Genomic DNA, 13,707 nt, shown 5'->3' with positions numbered 1-13,707 from the left:
GAGACGGTCGGGGCCGAATGGGTAGGAGCGCACTGTTGGACGGACACGGAGGTGACTGATGGATCTCGAGATGTTCCACCCCCTCGCCGAGGTGAGCGGGCCGTTCGCGAGCGCCACCCTCGACGTGACGAAGACCGACCCGGCCACCGGCGACGACGTGGAAGCGCGCTGGCGTGACGTGGAGCGGCTGCTGCGCGAGTCGGGGGCACCGGACGGCGTCGTCGACGCGATGCGGGAGCCCGCGCTGGCGCCCACCGGCCGAGGCGGTGAGCACGGCCGCCTGCTCGTCGCCACCGAGGCCGGACCGACGTTGACCGTCGAGCTGCCCCGGCGCCCCGTGCAGGACGCCACATGGGCCCCGATCCCGTCGCTGCTGCCGGCCGTCCGGGCGCTGTCCGCGAGCCTGCCCCACATCGTCGTCCGGCTCGACCGCACCGGCGCCGACATCGAGGTGCACGGCGGCCGGGGCCTCGATCACCCCGCCGACACCGAGACGATCGAGGTCGAGGGCGGTCACGACGAGCTGCACCAGGTGCCCACCGGCGGGTGGTCGCAGCGGCGCTACCAGTCCCGCGTCGAGGACTCCTGGCAGCACAACGCGGCCGCCGTCGCGGCCCAGCTCGACCGGCTCGTGACGCGGTACCGGCCGCGGGTCGTCGTCCTCATGGGGGACGAGCACGCGGCGGCCTACCTCGAGCAGCACGCCGGCGAGGAGCTGCGTTCCGTGCTCGTCCGCTCTACGACCGGTGGCCGGGCCGCGGGCACGTCGGCCGAGGCCGAGCGCCAGGCCGTCGCGTCGGTCCTCGCCGCGTGCCGGGCCGAGGACGAGGCCGCGCTCGTCGGGCGGTTCGAGGAGCAGACCGGGCGCGCCGGGGCCGCCGCGGAGGGACTCGAGCCCGTCGTCGAGGTGCTCCAGCGGGCGCAGGCGGCCACGGTGCTCCTCGTCGACGGGCGCCTCCACGACGCACGGCTCTGGGTCGGCAGGGACCGGCTCCAGGTCGGCAGCTCGAGGGAGGACGCGCTCATGACCGGTGCGTCCGACCCGGTCCAGGTGCCCGCCGACGCTGCCCTCGTGTGGGCCGCGGTGTGCTCGCGGGCCGGCGTGACGCTCCTCGACGCCGGCCAGGTGGACCCGGCCGACGGCGTCGGGGCCGTGCTGCGCTGGTCGGACGAGTCGACGCCACGGGCGCTTCCCCAGCATGCCGGGACACGGCGGCCAGTGACCTGACACCCGAGGTGGGTGCAGGATCAGCGCAGGATACGGGCGAAGGCGTCGACGAGCAGCTGCACGTCACGCTCCTCGACGACGAGCGGGGGTGCGACGCGGACGGTCGAGCCGTGGGCGTCCTTGACGAGGACGCCCTGCTCGAGCATCCGCTCGCACACCTCGCGCCCCGTCATGAGCGTCGGGTCGACGTCGATGCCGGCCCACAGGCCGCGCACCCGGACGGCGTCGACGCCGTGGCCGACGAGGGGCGTGAGCCCCTCGGCGAGCACCTCGCCGAGCCACGCCGCCCGCTCCTGGTACTCGCCCGTCTCGAGGAGGCCGACGACGGCGTGCCCGACCGCCGCCGCGAGGGGGTTGCCGCCGAACGTCGAGCCGTGGCTGCCGGGCGTGAAGACACCGAGGACGTCGCGGTCGCCGACGACGGCCGAGACCGGCAGGATTCCGCCGCCGAGGGCCTTGCCGAGGACGTAGAGGTCGGGCACGACGCCCTCGAGGTCGCACGCGAAGGTCGACCCGGTCCGCCCGAGGCCGGACTGGATCTCGTCGGCGACGAGGAGGACTCCTCGCTCGCGGGTGAGCCGCCGGACCGTGGCCAGGTACCCCTCGGGCGGGATGACGACGCCGCCCTCGCCCTGCACCGGCTCGAGGAGCACGGCCACCGTGTCGTCGGTCAGGGCCGCCTCGAGCGCGGCCGCGTCGCCGTAGGGAACGACGTCGAACCCGGGCGTGTAGGGGCCGTAGTGGTCGCGGGCGACGGGGTCGTCGCTGAACCCGACGATCGTCGTCGTGCGTCCGTGGAAGTTGCCGGACATGACGACGATGCGGGCGCGGCCGTCCGGCACGCCCTTGACCTCGTAGCCCCACTTGCGGGCGGCCTTGATCGCGGTCTCGACGGCCTCGGCGCCGGTGTTCATCGGCAGGACGAGCTCCTTGCCGGCGAGCGCGGCGAGGTCGCGCGCGAAGGGACCGAGCCGGTCGCTGTGGAAGGCGCGGCTGGTCAGGGTCAGGCGGTCGAGCTGGTCGCGGACGGCGCCGACGAGCACGGGGTGCAGGTGGCCGAAGTTCAGGGCCGAGTAGCCGGCGAGCGCGTCGAGGTAGCGGCGTCCGTCGACATCGGTGACCCAGGCGCCCTCGGCGTGCGCGATGACCACGCGGAGCGGGGAGTAGTTGCGGGCCAGCCACTGCTCGGCGAGGGAGACGTGCTCGTGCGTCCCGGTCGTCCGGCGGGCGTGGCCGCCACGGTCTGCCGTCGCGGTGCTCACCCCCTGATGGTCGCACCCTCGCCGCCGGCCGTCAGGCGGTCGTGGGGTACGCCACGGGTGAGTCTCGTCTCCACGGCCCCACGCGGCGGGGCCCCGGTGCCACCATGGGGGTGGCGGGTCCCGCAGCCAGGACTACCCGCGACAGGGTGTGTCGGTTCCGGCGGTCGACCTCAGCCGTGGAGTTGGCCATGAGCACGACCGGACCCCTCGACCCGACCCCCGCCGCCACCGCAGGCGACGATGCCGCGCGGCCCCGACGCGTCGTCCTGCTCGGGGCCGCCGGACGCGACTTCCACGACTTCAACGTGACGTTCCGCGACGACCCCGCGTACGAGGTCGTCGCGTTCACGGCGACCCAGATCCCCGACATCGACGGGCGCCGCTACCCACCCGAGCTCGCGGGGCCCCTCTACCCGCAGGGGATCCCGATCGTCGACGAGTCGCAGCTGACCGACCTGGTGACCCGCGAGGACGTCGACGTCGTCGCCTTCGCGTACTCCGACGTGTCGCACGAGCGGGTCATGCACCTGGCCTCCGAGGCGATCGCGGCGGGTGCCGACTTCTGGCTGCGCGGCGCCCGCCGGACGATGCTGCGCAGCAGCAAGCCGGTCGTCGCCGTCACCGCGGTGCGCACCGGCGTCGGCAAGAGCCAGACGACCCGCTACCTGAGCCGGCTGCTGCGCGCGACTGGCCGGCGGGTCGTGGCCGTGCGCCACCCGATGCCGTACGGCGACCTCGCCCGCCAGGCGTGCCAGCGGTTCGCGACCCACGACGACCTCGACCGGCACGACTGCACCATCGAGGAGCGCGAGGAGTACGAGCCGCACCTCGACAACGGGTGCGTCGTCTACGCGGGCGTGGACTACGAACGGATCCTGCGCGAGGCCGAGGAGGAGGCCGACGTCATCCTCTGGGACGGCGGCAACAACGACCTGCCCTTCTACGAGCCGGACCTGCACATCGTCCTCGCCGACCCGCTGCGACCCGGCGACGAGACGCGCTACCACCCGGGCGAGGCCAACGTCCGGATGGCCGACGTCGTCGTCGTCAACAAGTGCGACTCCGCCCGCCCGGAGGACGTCGAGGCGGTCGTCGACTCGTGCCGCGGCCTCAACCCGGCCGCGCGGATCGTCTTGGCGGACAGTCCGGTCCGCGTCGACGACGAGGACCTCGTCCGTGGCCACCGGGTCGTCGTCGTCGAGGACGGGCCGACGCTGACGCACGGGTCGATGACGTACGGCGCGGGCGTCGTCGGCGCCCGACGGGCCGGTGCCGCGGCCATCGTCAACCCGACGCCGTACGCCGTCGGCTCGCTCGCCCGCACCTTCGAGCGGTACCCGAACGCGCGCGGCATCCTGCCCGCGATGGGCTACGGCGCGGCCCAGGTCCGCGACCTCGAGGCGACGATCGAGGCCGTCGTCGCCGCCGGGATGTGCGACGTCGTCGTCACCGGCACGCCCATCGACCTCACGCGGGTGCTCACCGTCAGCGTCCCGGTCGTCCGGGCCCGGTACGACCTGCGGGAGCGGACACCGGGCCAGCTCGAGGCCGCCGTCCGCGAGGTGCTGGAGCGACACGACGAGTCCGGCGGCCACCCCCACGAGCACGACCTCGCGGCGACGTGACGAGGAGGCAACGATGAACCCGATCAGGTGGGACGTGCACCCGGTGCGCCGAGCGGTCCTGCTCGGCGGCCTCGCGACGGCGGCGGCCTTCTCCGCGTGGACGTTCCGCTGGGCGTACCTGCGGTACGGGTCCACCACCGGCGAGACGCTCGATGCCCTGCCCGGTGACGACCTCATCCCCGACGCGTCGCTCGTCGCCACGCGGGCCGTGACGATCGGCGCGCCGCCGGAGCAGGTGTGGCCGTGGGTCGCCCAGCTCGGTCAGGGCCGGGGCGGCTTCTACAGCTACGACTGGCTGGAGAACCTCGTCGGCTGCCACGTCGCGAGCGCCGACCGCGTCCACGAGGAGTGGCAGCACCCGCACGTGGGCGAGGAGTTCCGGCTGCACCCCGACCTCGCCCTGCGCGTCGCGTCGGTGGACGAGGGCCGGTCGCTCGTCGTCGACGGCCGGGCCCGGCCCGACGCTCCGGCGCCGCCCTACGACTTCACGTGGGCGTTCGTCGTGCGCAAGCACCCCGGTCGCACGACGAGGCTGCTCGTCCGCGAGCGGTACGGCTACACGACGCACGCCTCACGTGCGGTGTGCGAGCCGCTCGCGGCGGGCAGCGCCCTCATGACCCGCAAGATGCTCCTCGGCATCAAGGAGCGGGCCGAGGCGGCGGCCCTCGCCGCGTGACCGGACCTATCCGGGCTGGCCGGTGGGCAGCTGCTCGCGGAGGAACTCGAGCGTGCGCGCCCAGGCCTCACCCGACGCGCCCGGGTGGAACCACGGCATGTCGTCGTTGTCGAAGGCGTGGTCGGCCCCCGCGTAGGTGACGACGACGGTCTGCGGCTCCTTCGCCAGGGAGGCCTCGATGCGTCGCACCGTGTCGGTGTCGATGAACGAGTCGGCCAGGCCGAAGTGGTGCAGGCTCGGCGCCGACACCGCGACGGTGTCGTGCAGCCCGGGCAGCGCCGAGCCGTAGTAGCTGACGAGGGCATCGAGCGGCGTCGCCCCCTCTGCCTCGAGCCCGGCCGCGACGGCGTAGCCCAACCCGCCGCCGAAGCAGAACCCGACGACCCCGACACCGGCCGTCACATCCTCGCGGTCCCGGAGCCACTCCACGGCGGCGGACGCGTCGAGGACCGCCCGGTCCCAGTCGAGCCGCCGCACGAGGGCCATGCCCTGCTGGAGGGCGTCCTCCCCCTCGACCGGGTCGGTCACGCCGAGCCGCCAGAACATCTCGGGAGCGGCCACGACGTACCCGAGGCGCGCCAGGGCGGCCGCGCGACGCCGGATGTACGGGCTGACGCCGAAGATCTCCTGGAGCACGACGATGCCCGGGCCCCGTCCGCCGGGCGGCAGCCAGAGCCGGGTCGGCAGGTCGCCGGTCCCGGTCGGCACCGCCACGTCGATGGCGTCTGAGGCGTCGGTCGCGTCGGTGGTGTGGGCGGCGGGCGCGTCGGTCTCGTTACGGGCGGTGTCGGGCATGCTCGCCATCCTCACTCATGCCGGGGCGCCGATGGGGCGAAGCCGACGGCCGGCTCAGCGTCGGCGGGCCGCCTGGAGCTCGAGCACCCGGGACTCGTACCGGCGGACGCGCTCGGCGAGCCGGTCGTTCTCCCGCTCGTGCCGGCGCAGGGCCGCGACGAGCCCGCTGACGGCGAGGACGAGGACGGTCCCGGTACCGAGGAGCGTCACGACGCCCGTGGTGCCCGCGGCGCGCCCGGTCGAGAGCAGCACGAGCATGACGGCGAACGCGGCCGCCACGAGAAGGGCCAGGGCCCCGGCGCGACGTGTCGCGCGGCGTCCCGACGCGGCGAGCTCGGCGAGGGCGAAGGCCCGCTCCTCGCGGGCCGCCGCGCGGCCGAGGTACGTCGCGGCCGGGAAGCGGTGGGTGCGCGGCCCTGCGTCGGGCCGGCGTGCGATCGGCCGGTGGTCGCACGGGCTGTCGGCGGCATGGGTTCCGGTGTGGTGCAGGGGAGTGGCGGTCATGGTCCGGTCCTGGGTCTGACGGGTCGCCGCGGTCTGCAGGCAGGTTGTCGCCGGCGACGGGGGGTGGTGGCGTGCTGTGCACGTGGTGCTCCCGCCGCGGACGGTGTGGTGGCCGGCCGCGGCGGGAGGTCGGGGGTCGCCGGTCAGCCGCGGGGCGTGAGCCGGGCGCCGAGCGCGTAGGCGCAGACGACGAGCGCCGCGGCCGCGAGGACGATGTCCTTGAGGACGTACTGCCCCATGAGCGTCGGGCCGTGCGGGAACAGGTCGGCCGTGAAGAGCGCGAGCGGCGACATGATGCCGATGAGCGCGCCGCCGAGGACGACGATGCCGACGCGGAGGAACCGCCCGCTGACCAGCGTCAGGCCGATGACCGTCTCGGTCACGGCGGTGAGCAGGACGGCCGCATGCCCCGAGACGAGGCCGAGCGTGAGCCGGTCGACGGTGGCCGAGGCGATGGCCTCCGCAGGGCTGAGCCCCGGGAAGAACTTGAGGACGCCGAAGCCGAGGAAGACCAGGCCGAGGCTGACGCGGAGGATGGTCAGGCTGAACCGGACGAGGAAGGCCTGGAGGCGGTCGACGCCGGCGGTGGCCAGGCCGGTGACGGTGCCCACGACGCCGGAGGCGGAGGGGCGGAGGGTGCTGCGACCGGGTCGGTCGACGGCGATCTGCGACATGGTGGTGTCTCCTGTGAGGTCGTTGCTGTCGGGACCTCAGAAGCCCGACGACCCGGCGGAGATACGCGCGGGCCGTCGTTTGAGTCGCGGTACCCATCCCGTACCGGGACGTTCGCTGTCAATTCGGACACGATCGCGGGCCGCTGTGAGTTCGCTTGACGCACAAGCGCGCTCGTGACGCGCTCGTGAGGGCTTGGAGTCCTCGCGGGGAGACCCTCCTCCCGGCCTCGACCCGCCGGAGGGTGCGAAACGTCATGGTCGCCGGGAGGTCCCGGCCCGTACCGTGAGTCGGGTGACCTCCGACGAGCCGGTCCGCGGCTACGGCCAGCACCCACCCCCTCCCACCGGTCCACCCGTGCCCGACGACCGGGTCCCTGGCGACCCGCCTCGCGGCGAGGTGTACGGCGACGCGTGGCTGCGCCCGACGCGCGAGGTCCGGACGGACGCCGGGCTCCCGCCGACGCCTCCGCCTGCCGCGCCGGGTCGCCGCCGGCGGTCGGCCAGGCGGCCCTGGTTCCTCGCCGGTGTCGGCGCGGTGCTGGTGCTCGCCTCCGCCGGCGCGTTCTCCTCCGGAGCGCGCGGCGGCGACGCCCGCGTCAGCTCGGTGACCTACCCGGTGACGGCCCGCACCGTGACGATCCGCGGCGGAGCGGATGACATCGAGGTCCACGCCGGTCCGCGGGGTGGCACCCTGTCGGTCCGGACGGAGGCGCGCTGCTGGGGTGACGCGTCCCACGCGGCACCGTCGTGGTCGGGGAACACCCTTGCCCTCGACGGCGGGTGCGGCGGGTTCCCCGGCTGGGGCAGCGTCGACCACGTCGTCGAGGTTCCCGACGGCACCGCCGTGGTCATCGACAACGGCTCCGGCGACCTGACGCTGACCGGCGGGCTCGGCGCCACGACGGCCAGGTCCGGGTCGGGCGACATCGAGGTGCGCGACGTGCCGGGTGCCCTCGACGTCGAGACCGGCTCCGGGGACATCGACGCCACGGGGCTCGGGCAGGCGGCGGTCACCGCACGGTCCGGCAGCGGCGACGTCGACCTCGAGTTCTCCTCCGCCGCCGACACCGTCGAGGTGCGCACCGGGTCCGGTGACGCCTCGGTGCGCCTGCCGCCGGGTGCCTACGCCGTCTCCACCGAGACCGGCTCGGGCGACGAGGAGGTCGAGGTCACCCAGTCGTCGGCGAGCCGGGACCACCTCACCGTCCGGACCGGCTCCGGCGACATCGACGTCCGCTACCGCTGACCCCCCAGCCCGGCCCAGCGAGGGTCGAGCCGGCAGGCGCAGGGCGGGAACGTCGGCTGTCGAGCCGGCTCGGGTCGGCGGGTCGGTCAGGAGGGGGAGCCCTCGGGCGTGTCGTCGTCGAAGGCCGAGTGCCTGTCGTCGGGGACGCTCGAGCCCGTCGTCGAGCCCGCCGAGCCCGTGGACCCGGGGGCGGCGGTCTGCGAGCCGCTCTTCTCGACGAGCTTGTCGATGCCCTTGTCGACGCCGGCGCGCACCTTGCTCACGGTGTCGGTGTGCTTGCCGTTCGTCCGCTCCGAGATGGTGCCCTCGACCTTGTCGAGCGCGCCGTCGACCTTCTCGCGGTTCTCCTTCGCGTAGCGGGCGGCGATCGAGACGGCCGCCTTGACCATCTCGGCCACGGCGTCGCCGAAGTCCTTCGCCTTGGCCTGGAGGTGGACCTCGTCGGCCTTGTTCTTCATCTGGTCACCGAACGACACGGTGCCTCCTCGGGGTGCTCGGTCGTCCCGGACCGGTCGCCGGGCTCGCTGCTGCCAGCGTCCATCCGACGTGCCGGTCCCCGCAACCGGGGTCGGCCCGGAGCCGACCCTGAGTCGACCCCGACACCGACCTCACAGCCCGATCGGCAGCCCGACCGGAGCGCTCACGTCAGCCGGCGGCAGGGGACCCGGCGCCCGGCCCCTCGAGCCACGCGTCACGGAACAGCTCCCAGTGCAGCCCGTCACCCAGCGACCCGTCGGGCAGCTCGTCGACGGCGTGCTCACGACCCCACGACGTGAACCCGGTGGCCCGCAGGACGGCGTTGCTCGCGTCGTTGTCGGCCGCGGTCTCGGCGACGAGCCGGCGCAGGCCGAGGCCGCCCTCCTCGCGCGCGGTGAACGCGTGCCTCGTGGCGAGCCGGGCGGCGGTCTTGGCCACGCCCCGCCCTCGCGCGCTCGGGAAGAGCTGGTACCCGAGCTCGGCGGCGTCCCCCGTCATCGGCCCCGACCGCGAGAACACGGTGACGCTGCCGAGAGCGCGGTCGGTCGCGGCGTCGGCGACGCACCAGTCGAGGGCCGTGCCCTCGGCCATGCGCTCCTGGCGGACGAGGAGCCAGCCCGGGAAGGTGTCGCGGGCCAGGACCGAGCGCGTCGGCATCCAGTGCGCCGGGTCGGTGTCGCGGGCCTCGATGGCCTCCGCGTCCGCGAGCCGCCACGGCCGCAGCCGCAGGCCGGCCTCCGGCGCCTCGAGGACCGGGGGTTCGAGCCACGGTGCGACGGGCACGGTGGGCTCGCCCGCGGCGATGCTCGCCGTCCACGTGTCGAGGGCGTCCACCCCGCCGGACGGGTCCGGGTGGCTGCCGGGAACCGTGCCGTGCTGCGTGAAACCGGTGGCCCAGGCGACGCGTCGCGAGGCCCAGTTGCCACGGACCGCGCGCCAGTGGACGCGGGTCAGCGGCCGCCCCCACGCGCCCTCGCCGAACGCGTGCTCGAGGACGAGGCGCACCGCGCGGGCCATGATGCCGTTGCCGCGGGCGTCGGGGTGCAGCCCGAAGCCGAGCTCGCCGACCGTCGGCGGCACCGTCGGGCGCAGGTCGATGGTGCCCCCGAACCGCGTGCGCCCCTCGGGGTCGACCCACTCGATGGCCCACGAACGCGTGCCGTCGGGCGTGCTCCAGGCGGCTCGGTTGCCCTCGACGAAGGCCAGGGCGTCGTCGCGGCCGTACGGGCGGGGGACCGTGGTCCACCTCAGGCTTTCGGGGTCGGTCGACTGCTCGACGACGGCGTCGGCGTCCGCCTCGGTGTGCCCGCGCAGGGTCACGACGCCGTCGCTGAGGATCGACGCAGACGCAGACGCAGACGCAGACGCTGACGGTGACGCCGACGCGGGCACGGGACTGGGCTGGGGCTGCACGGTGGTCACGAGGGCCACCCTGCCAGCCGGGCGCGACACCCGGCCACGGAGTTACCGACCGACGCCACCGACCGAGGCCACCGACCGAGGCCACCGACCGAGGCCACCAACCGACGCCCCCGACCGACGCCTACACGGGAAGACCGGGAGCCGGACGTGCCGGCTCCCGGTCCGAAAGGCCCGCTTCCCCTCCACAGGCTGCGTACCGGGCTCTACCGTACCCAAGGAGGGGGTCCGCCGAACGCGCGTTGCGCGGGCCGGCGCCCGACGCAACTCGGGGGAGTTCGGGCACGTCGGGGCGCGGCTGCGCGCCCGCCGGGACGAGGGTTCGAGACGGGAGCTGCCATGCAGGGGGAGTCGCCGTGGGAGTCGGGGTGCGGCGTCGCCGCGGTACGCAGGAGACGGTCGCTCACGTCGTCGGAGCGGCCGGGAGCCGACCCCTGGCCACGGCTCCCGGCACTCCCTCCCCGGTGTTGCAGGTGCCGCAGATGCTGCACCCCCCGTGCCGGTCACCCTACGAAGGCCCCCAGCCCGTCCAGCCCGCCGTTGCGCGGCCTTCGGTACGCCGCAACGGCGCGTCTCGCGACGTGGACCGGGGGTAGGGGGCGGCGGTGGAGCTGATCGACGAGATCCAGTGGGTGCTCCGCAACGCCAGACTCCACGCGTCGGACCCTGCACTGCGCACGGCGGCCGGCTTCGCCCACGGCGACGGTGTCGCCGCGCCGGTGCACCGCGCGCAGGTCGGCCGGTGGGAGCGGGGCCGCGTCGTCGTCACGCGCCCCCTCGTCCGTCGCTACGAGGAGGTCCTCGGCCTCGACGAGGGCACGCTCCTGACCGCCGTCGACCTGTTCGGCCGGGCGCGAAACCCGGTCCGCTCGGTGGCGGTGCTGTCGACCCCCGGTGAGCCCGACCGCGACCTCGCCCTCACGCTTCTCGAACGCGCCCTGTCCGACGAGCGCATGACGGGTCTGGACTGGGACCTGCTCACCGACGCGCTCGGCCGGATCGGCCGGCCGCTCGTGCGCGCCGGCGACTGGGAGGCCCTGCTGCGCCGGCTCCTCGAGGAGACCAGCCTCGCCCTCGGTCTCGGGTACGCCGAGCGGTCGGAGGCGCTCGCCCGCCTCGTCGGTCACGCCCGCAGCGGCCCGGTCGTCGCGGCCATGGCGGCCGAGGTGACGGCCCGGCCGGACGCGCAGTTCTACAACGACCCGCTCGGCATGCTGCACCACACCGACCACCCCGAGGCGGTGTCGGTGGTCCTCGACCAGCTCCGCGAGCCGACCAACCCGAGCGTCCTGCGCGCCTGCCTCATCGTGCTGACGACGCTCGTCCGGGGCCGCCGCCTGCACCCCGACGTCCGGCTGGAGGCCGCGCGCCTCGCGGTGCGCCACCTGCGCGACGGCGACCTGCCCTACCGGGTCCAGCGCGGTGCGGCCAACCTCGTGCGGGCCCTCGGCATCGGCGGGCCCCGGCTGGCGACGGTCCTCACCGCCGAGGACCGCCGGGTCGCGGCCTCGATCATCCGCGACGGCCGGGCCATCAGCGCCGAGGCCGTGCGGATCGCCAACAAGCAGATCCGGGCCGAGCTGGAGGAGCAGGGCGGACGCGAGTCGATGGACGAGCCGGTGCTCGACCGGCTGCTCGAGACCGCCCTGGGGTCCACGGACGAGGGGGAGCGCGGCTCGGCCCTCGGCATCCTCATGATCTCGCCGCAGGCCCGGGCCGTCGGACGGGTGCTGGCACGGGCGCTCGCCGGCGCTCTCGAGGACGGCGACCTCGTGGCGGTGCACGAGAGCCTGACGATCCTGTCGTGGGTGGGGCAGCCGGAGGACCTCGACCTGTACGAGCGGCTGGCGACGGGGGGACGGGCCGCGGCGACGTCGCCACCGACACCCCGGTCCCGAGCGACGTCGCCGCGACGGCCGGGTTCGTCGTCGGCAACACCGTGGAGCCGCCTTCGCCGCAGCGGGAGGCGCGCGAGCGGTCCCTCGCCCTCCGCGCCGCAGAGCTCGTCGCCACCGGCTCGGGCCACGACGACAGCGACCACCTGCGCAGCCTCGTCTACGCCCTGGGGATGCGTGGGCGTCTCGACCTGCTCACCGCGCTCTCCGACGCGCTGCCCGCCCACGTCGTGGCCCCCCTGGAGGAGGCCGCGGCGTCGGGCGTGCCGGTGACGGCGACGCGTCCGGGCACCGACGCCGTGGCGCGCGGCATCCTCGACTACTGGCTCGCGCTGCCGGAGCACCTGCGCCCCGAGGGGTGACGCGCGACCCACCCCCGCTCGCGAGCGGGGGTGGGTCGTGGCGTGGGCGGACGCGTCGCCCGGGTCAGCAGCCGGTGGCCGGCTGGCGGAAGCCCGGGAACGGGTTGAGATCACCCATGAAGGTGTAGCGGCCACCCGACCCGCTCTGTGTCGGCTCGGTGCCGGCCGCGTTCGGCGGCAGGCGCAGGAACCACGGGAAGAGCGCCTCGTCCTCGGGGTGGTAGGCCCCGTCCGCGCTCCGCGTCCCGTTCGGGTTGGGACCCTGGCGGAACGTGTTGGTGCCCTGGGCGAAGCCGATGGCGACGACGGGGTCACCGGTCTCGAGCACCGAGGTGCAGCCGTACTGCGGGGCGGTCGGCGTAAGCCACGGCTCGACCGTGTTGTTGACGAAGGGGTCGTCGCCCCACTCGGCGATCTCGTGGCTGATGGCGTGGATGTCCTGCAGCGCCCAGTAGGTGCCGCCGTCGGGCCGCGAGTAGATGCCGGGGCTGACGTACGACGCCCAGGCGAACGTCTGGACGGCCGCGTTGCCCTGCGACTTGCCGGTGCCGTAGCGGTTCCCGGCGGCGACGGTGCCGTGGTAGCCGATGACGCAGCAGTCGGTCAGCGACTTGCCGGTGTGCAGCAAGATGTCGTCGGTGAGGTAGAGCGGCAGGTGCGTCGGGTCGGCGGTCGACTCGAGGTTGGTGATCTGGGCCGACCACCAGCCGATGTCGACGCTCGCGAAGACCACACCGCGACCGCTCTGCAGCAGCCCACCCTGGTTGCTCGGCACCGTGAACGTCACGGGCGACAGGACGTTCGGGTGAAGCCGCAGGTGGTACGGGCTCGCGCCGGTCCTGTCGAACTGGGCCCGCATCGTCGCGTCCTCCAGCTGGAGCGGCACGCCGGCATCCTCCTGCGAGAGCAGACCGCCGGGGCCGCGCACGAGCGCGGGCGCGTTCGGGAAGGCGCCGGCAGCGGTGGCCGCCGTCGTCGACCCGTAGTCACCGGTGGCGAACTGCGGCGAGGCGAGGGTCGCCGGCAGGACGGTCGACCCGTCGAAGGTACGGCCCGCGACGACGACCCTGATCGGGGTGATGTCGACCTGGACCGTGACGTCGCACGCCGAGCCGCTGCACGAGTGCGGGTCGGCCCCGACCATGTTGTAGCCGTAGGTTCGCCCGTCGGACGGGTCGGCCTGGGTGCCGTACCAGTGGGGCACGGTGCGGGTGGTCGGGAGGACCTTCGCGCCTCCCATCGTCACCGACTCGGCCTTGAGGGCGTCGTCGCTGATGACCTGCGGCTCGGACGTCGTGGGTGTGCCCGCCGTCGCCGCTCCGGCGGCCACCACGAGTGACGCGGCGGCGACCAGGGCTGATGCTGTGGAACGCAGTCTCATGTGCTGCTCCATCCATGGGTTCCTTGTGGTGACCCCCGATATGGCGGAATGTAGTGCCCGCGAGGCGCTGGTGGGCCGTATCGACGCGGACGGAATTCGTTGGGCACCAAGGGGTTTCTGCAACTCACAGCCTTCCCTCAGAGGGAGGTCACGATGCCTCCAG

Annotated in this window: 12 protein-coding genes; 5 read left to right on the top strand and 7 right to left on the bottom strand. The window is 74.5% G+C overall.

The window, feature by feature from the left end; all coding sequences use genetic code 11:
• Nucleotides 1-58 precede the first annotated feature (58 nt).
• A complete protein-coding gene (locus AC1VM9_RS07350) occupies nucleotides 59-1,228 on the top strand; it encodes a baeRF2 domain-containing protein (protein WP_483122093.1) in 1,170 nt (389 codons plus the stop codon).
• A gap of 20 nt (nucleotides 1,229-1,248) precedes the next feature.
• On the opposite strand, the gene rocD is transcribed toward AC1VM9_RS07350, so the two are convergent.
• Nucleotides 1,249-2,490 (bottom strand): ornithine--oxo-acid transaminase, encoded by a 1,242-nt coding sequence (gene rocD / locus AC1VM9_RS07345; protein ID WP_483122091.1) that lies wholly within the window; start codon nucleotides 2,488-2,490, stop codon nucleotides 1,249-1,251.
• 188 nt (nucleotides 2,491-2,678) lie between these two features.
• On the opposite strand from rocD, the gene AC1VM9_RS07340 reads away from it, so the two are divergent.
• Both AC1VM9_RS07340 and AC1VM9_RS07335 read left to right on the top strand, forming a co-directional pair.
• A complete protein-coding gene (locus AC1VM9_RS07340; protein WP_483122089.1) occupies nucleotides 2,679-4,115 on the top strand; it encodes a cyclic 2,3-diphosphoglycerate synthase in 1,437 nt (478 codons plus the stop codon).
• A gap of 13 nt (nucleotides 4,116-4,128) precedes the next feature.
• Nucleotides 4,129-4,791: an SRPBCC family protein gene (locus AC1VM9_RS07335; protein ID WP_483122087.1), complete on the top strand. Its 663-nt coding sequence runs from the start codon at nucleotides 4,129-4,131 to the stop codon at nucleotides 4,789-4,791.
• 6 nt (nucleotides 4,792-4,797) lie between these two features.
• On the opposite strand, the gene AC1VM9_RS07330 is transcribed toward AC1VM9_RS07335, so the two are convergent.
• The 3 genes from AC1VM9_RS07330 to AC1VM9_RS07320 form a co-directional block, all read right to left on the bottom strand.
• Nucleotides 4,798-5,586 carry a dienelactone hydrolase family protein gene (locus AC1VM9_RS07330; RefSeq protein ID WP_483122084.1) on the bottom strand — a complete coding sequence of 263 codons (789 nt, stop codon included), beginning with the start codon at nucleotides 5,584-5,586 and terminating at the stop codon, nucleotides 4,798-4,800.
• Nucleotides 5,587-5,640: 54 nt separating this feature from the next.
• A complete protein-coding gene (locus tag AC1VM9_RS07325; protein WP_483122082.1) occupies nucleotides 5,641-6,090 on the bottom strand; it encodes a hypothetical protein in 450 nt (149 codons plus the stop codon).
• A 143-nt stretch (nucleotides 6,091-6,233) separates the two neighbouring features.
• Nucleotides 6,234-6,764 (bottom strand): DoxX family membrane protein, encoded by a 531-nt coding sequence (locus AC1VM9_RS07320; protein ID WP_483122080.1) that lies wholly within the window; start codon nucleotides 6,762-6,764, stop codon nucleotides 6,234-6,236.
• A 292-nt stretch (nucleotides 6,765-7,056) separates the two neighbouring features.
• Between AC1VM9_RS07320 and AC1VM9_RS07315 the strand changes: the two genes are divergently transcribed.
• Entirely contained in the window at nucleotides 7,057-8,010 is a 954-nt protein-coding gene (locus tag AC1VM9_RS07315; RefSeq protein WP_483122079.1) for a DUF4097 family beta strand repeat-containing protein, read from the top strand.
• Between the two features lie 86 nt (nucleotides 8,011-8,096).
• On the opposite strand, the gene AC1VM9_RS07310 is transcribed toward AC1VM9_RS07315, so the two are convergent.
• Both AC1VM9_RS07310 and AC1VM9_RS07305 read right to left on the bottom strand, forming a co-directional pair.
• Nucleotides 8,097-8,486, bottom strand: a complete 390-nt coding sequence (locus tag AC1VM9_RS07310; RefSeq protein WP_483122077.1) for an antitoxin — start codon at nucleotides 8,484-8,486, stop codon at nucleotides 8,097-8,099.
• A 169-nt stretch (nucleotides 8,487-8,655) separates the two neighbouring features.
• Complete coding sequence (locus tag AC1VM9_RS07305) at nucleotides 8,656-9,807, bottom strand: GNAT family N-acetyltransferase (RefSeq protein WP_483122075.1); 1,152 nt, start codon at nucleotides 9,805-9,807, stop codon at nucleotides 8,656-8,658.
• A gap of 704 nt (nucleotides 9,808-10,511) precedes the next feature.
• Here AC1VM9_RS07305 and AC1VM9_RS07300 point away from each other — a divergent pair.
• Nucleotides 10,512-12,074, top strand: coding sequence for a hypothetical protein (locus AC1VM9_RS07300; RefSeq protein WP_483122073.1), 1,563 nt, complete (start codon nucleotides 10,512-10,514; stop codon nucleotides 12,072-12,074).
• Between the two features lie 153 nt (nucleotides 12,075-12,227).
• On the opposite strand, the gene AC1VM9_RS07295 is transcribed toward AC1VM9_RS07300, so the two are convergent.
• Entirely contained in the window at nucleotides 12,228-13,544 is a 1,317-nt protein-coding gene (locus AC1VM9_RS07295; protein ID WP_483122071.1) for a hypothetical protein, read from the bottom strand.
• Nucleotides 13,545-13,707 lie beyond the last annotated feature (163 nt).

The organism is Monashia sp. HAY1-11D (assembly GCF_056868035.1).
This window is presented reverse-complemented; position numbering and strand designations above follow the sequence as displayed.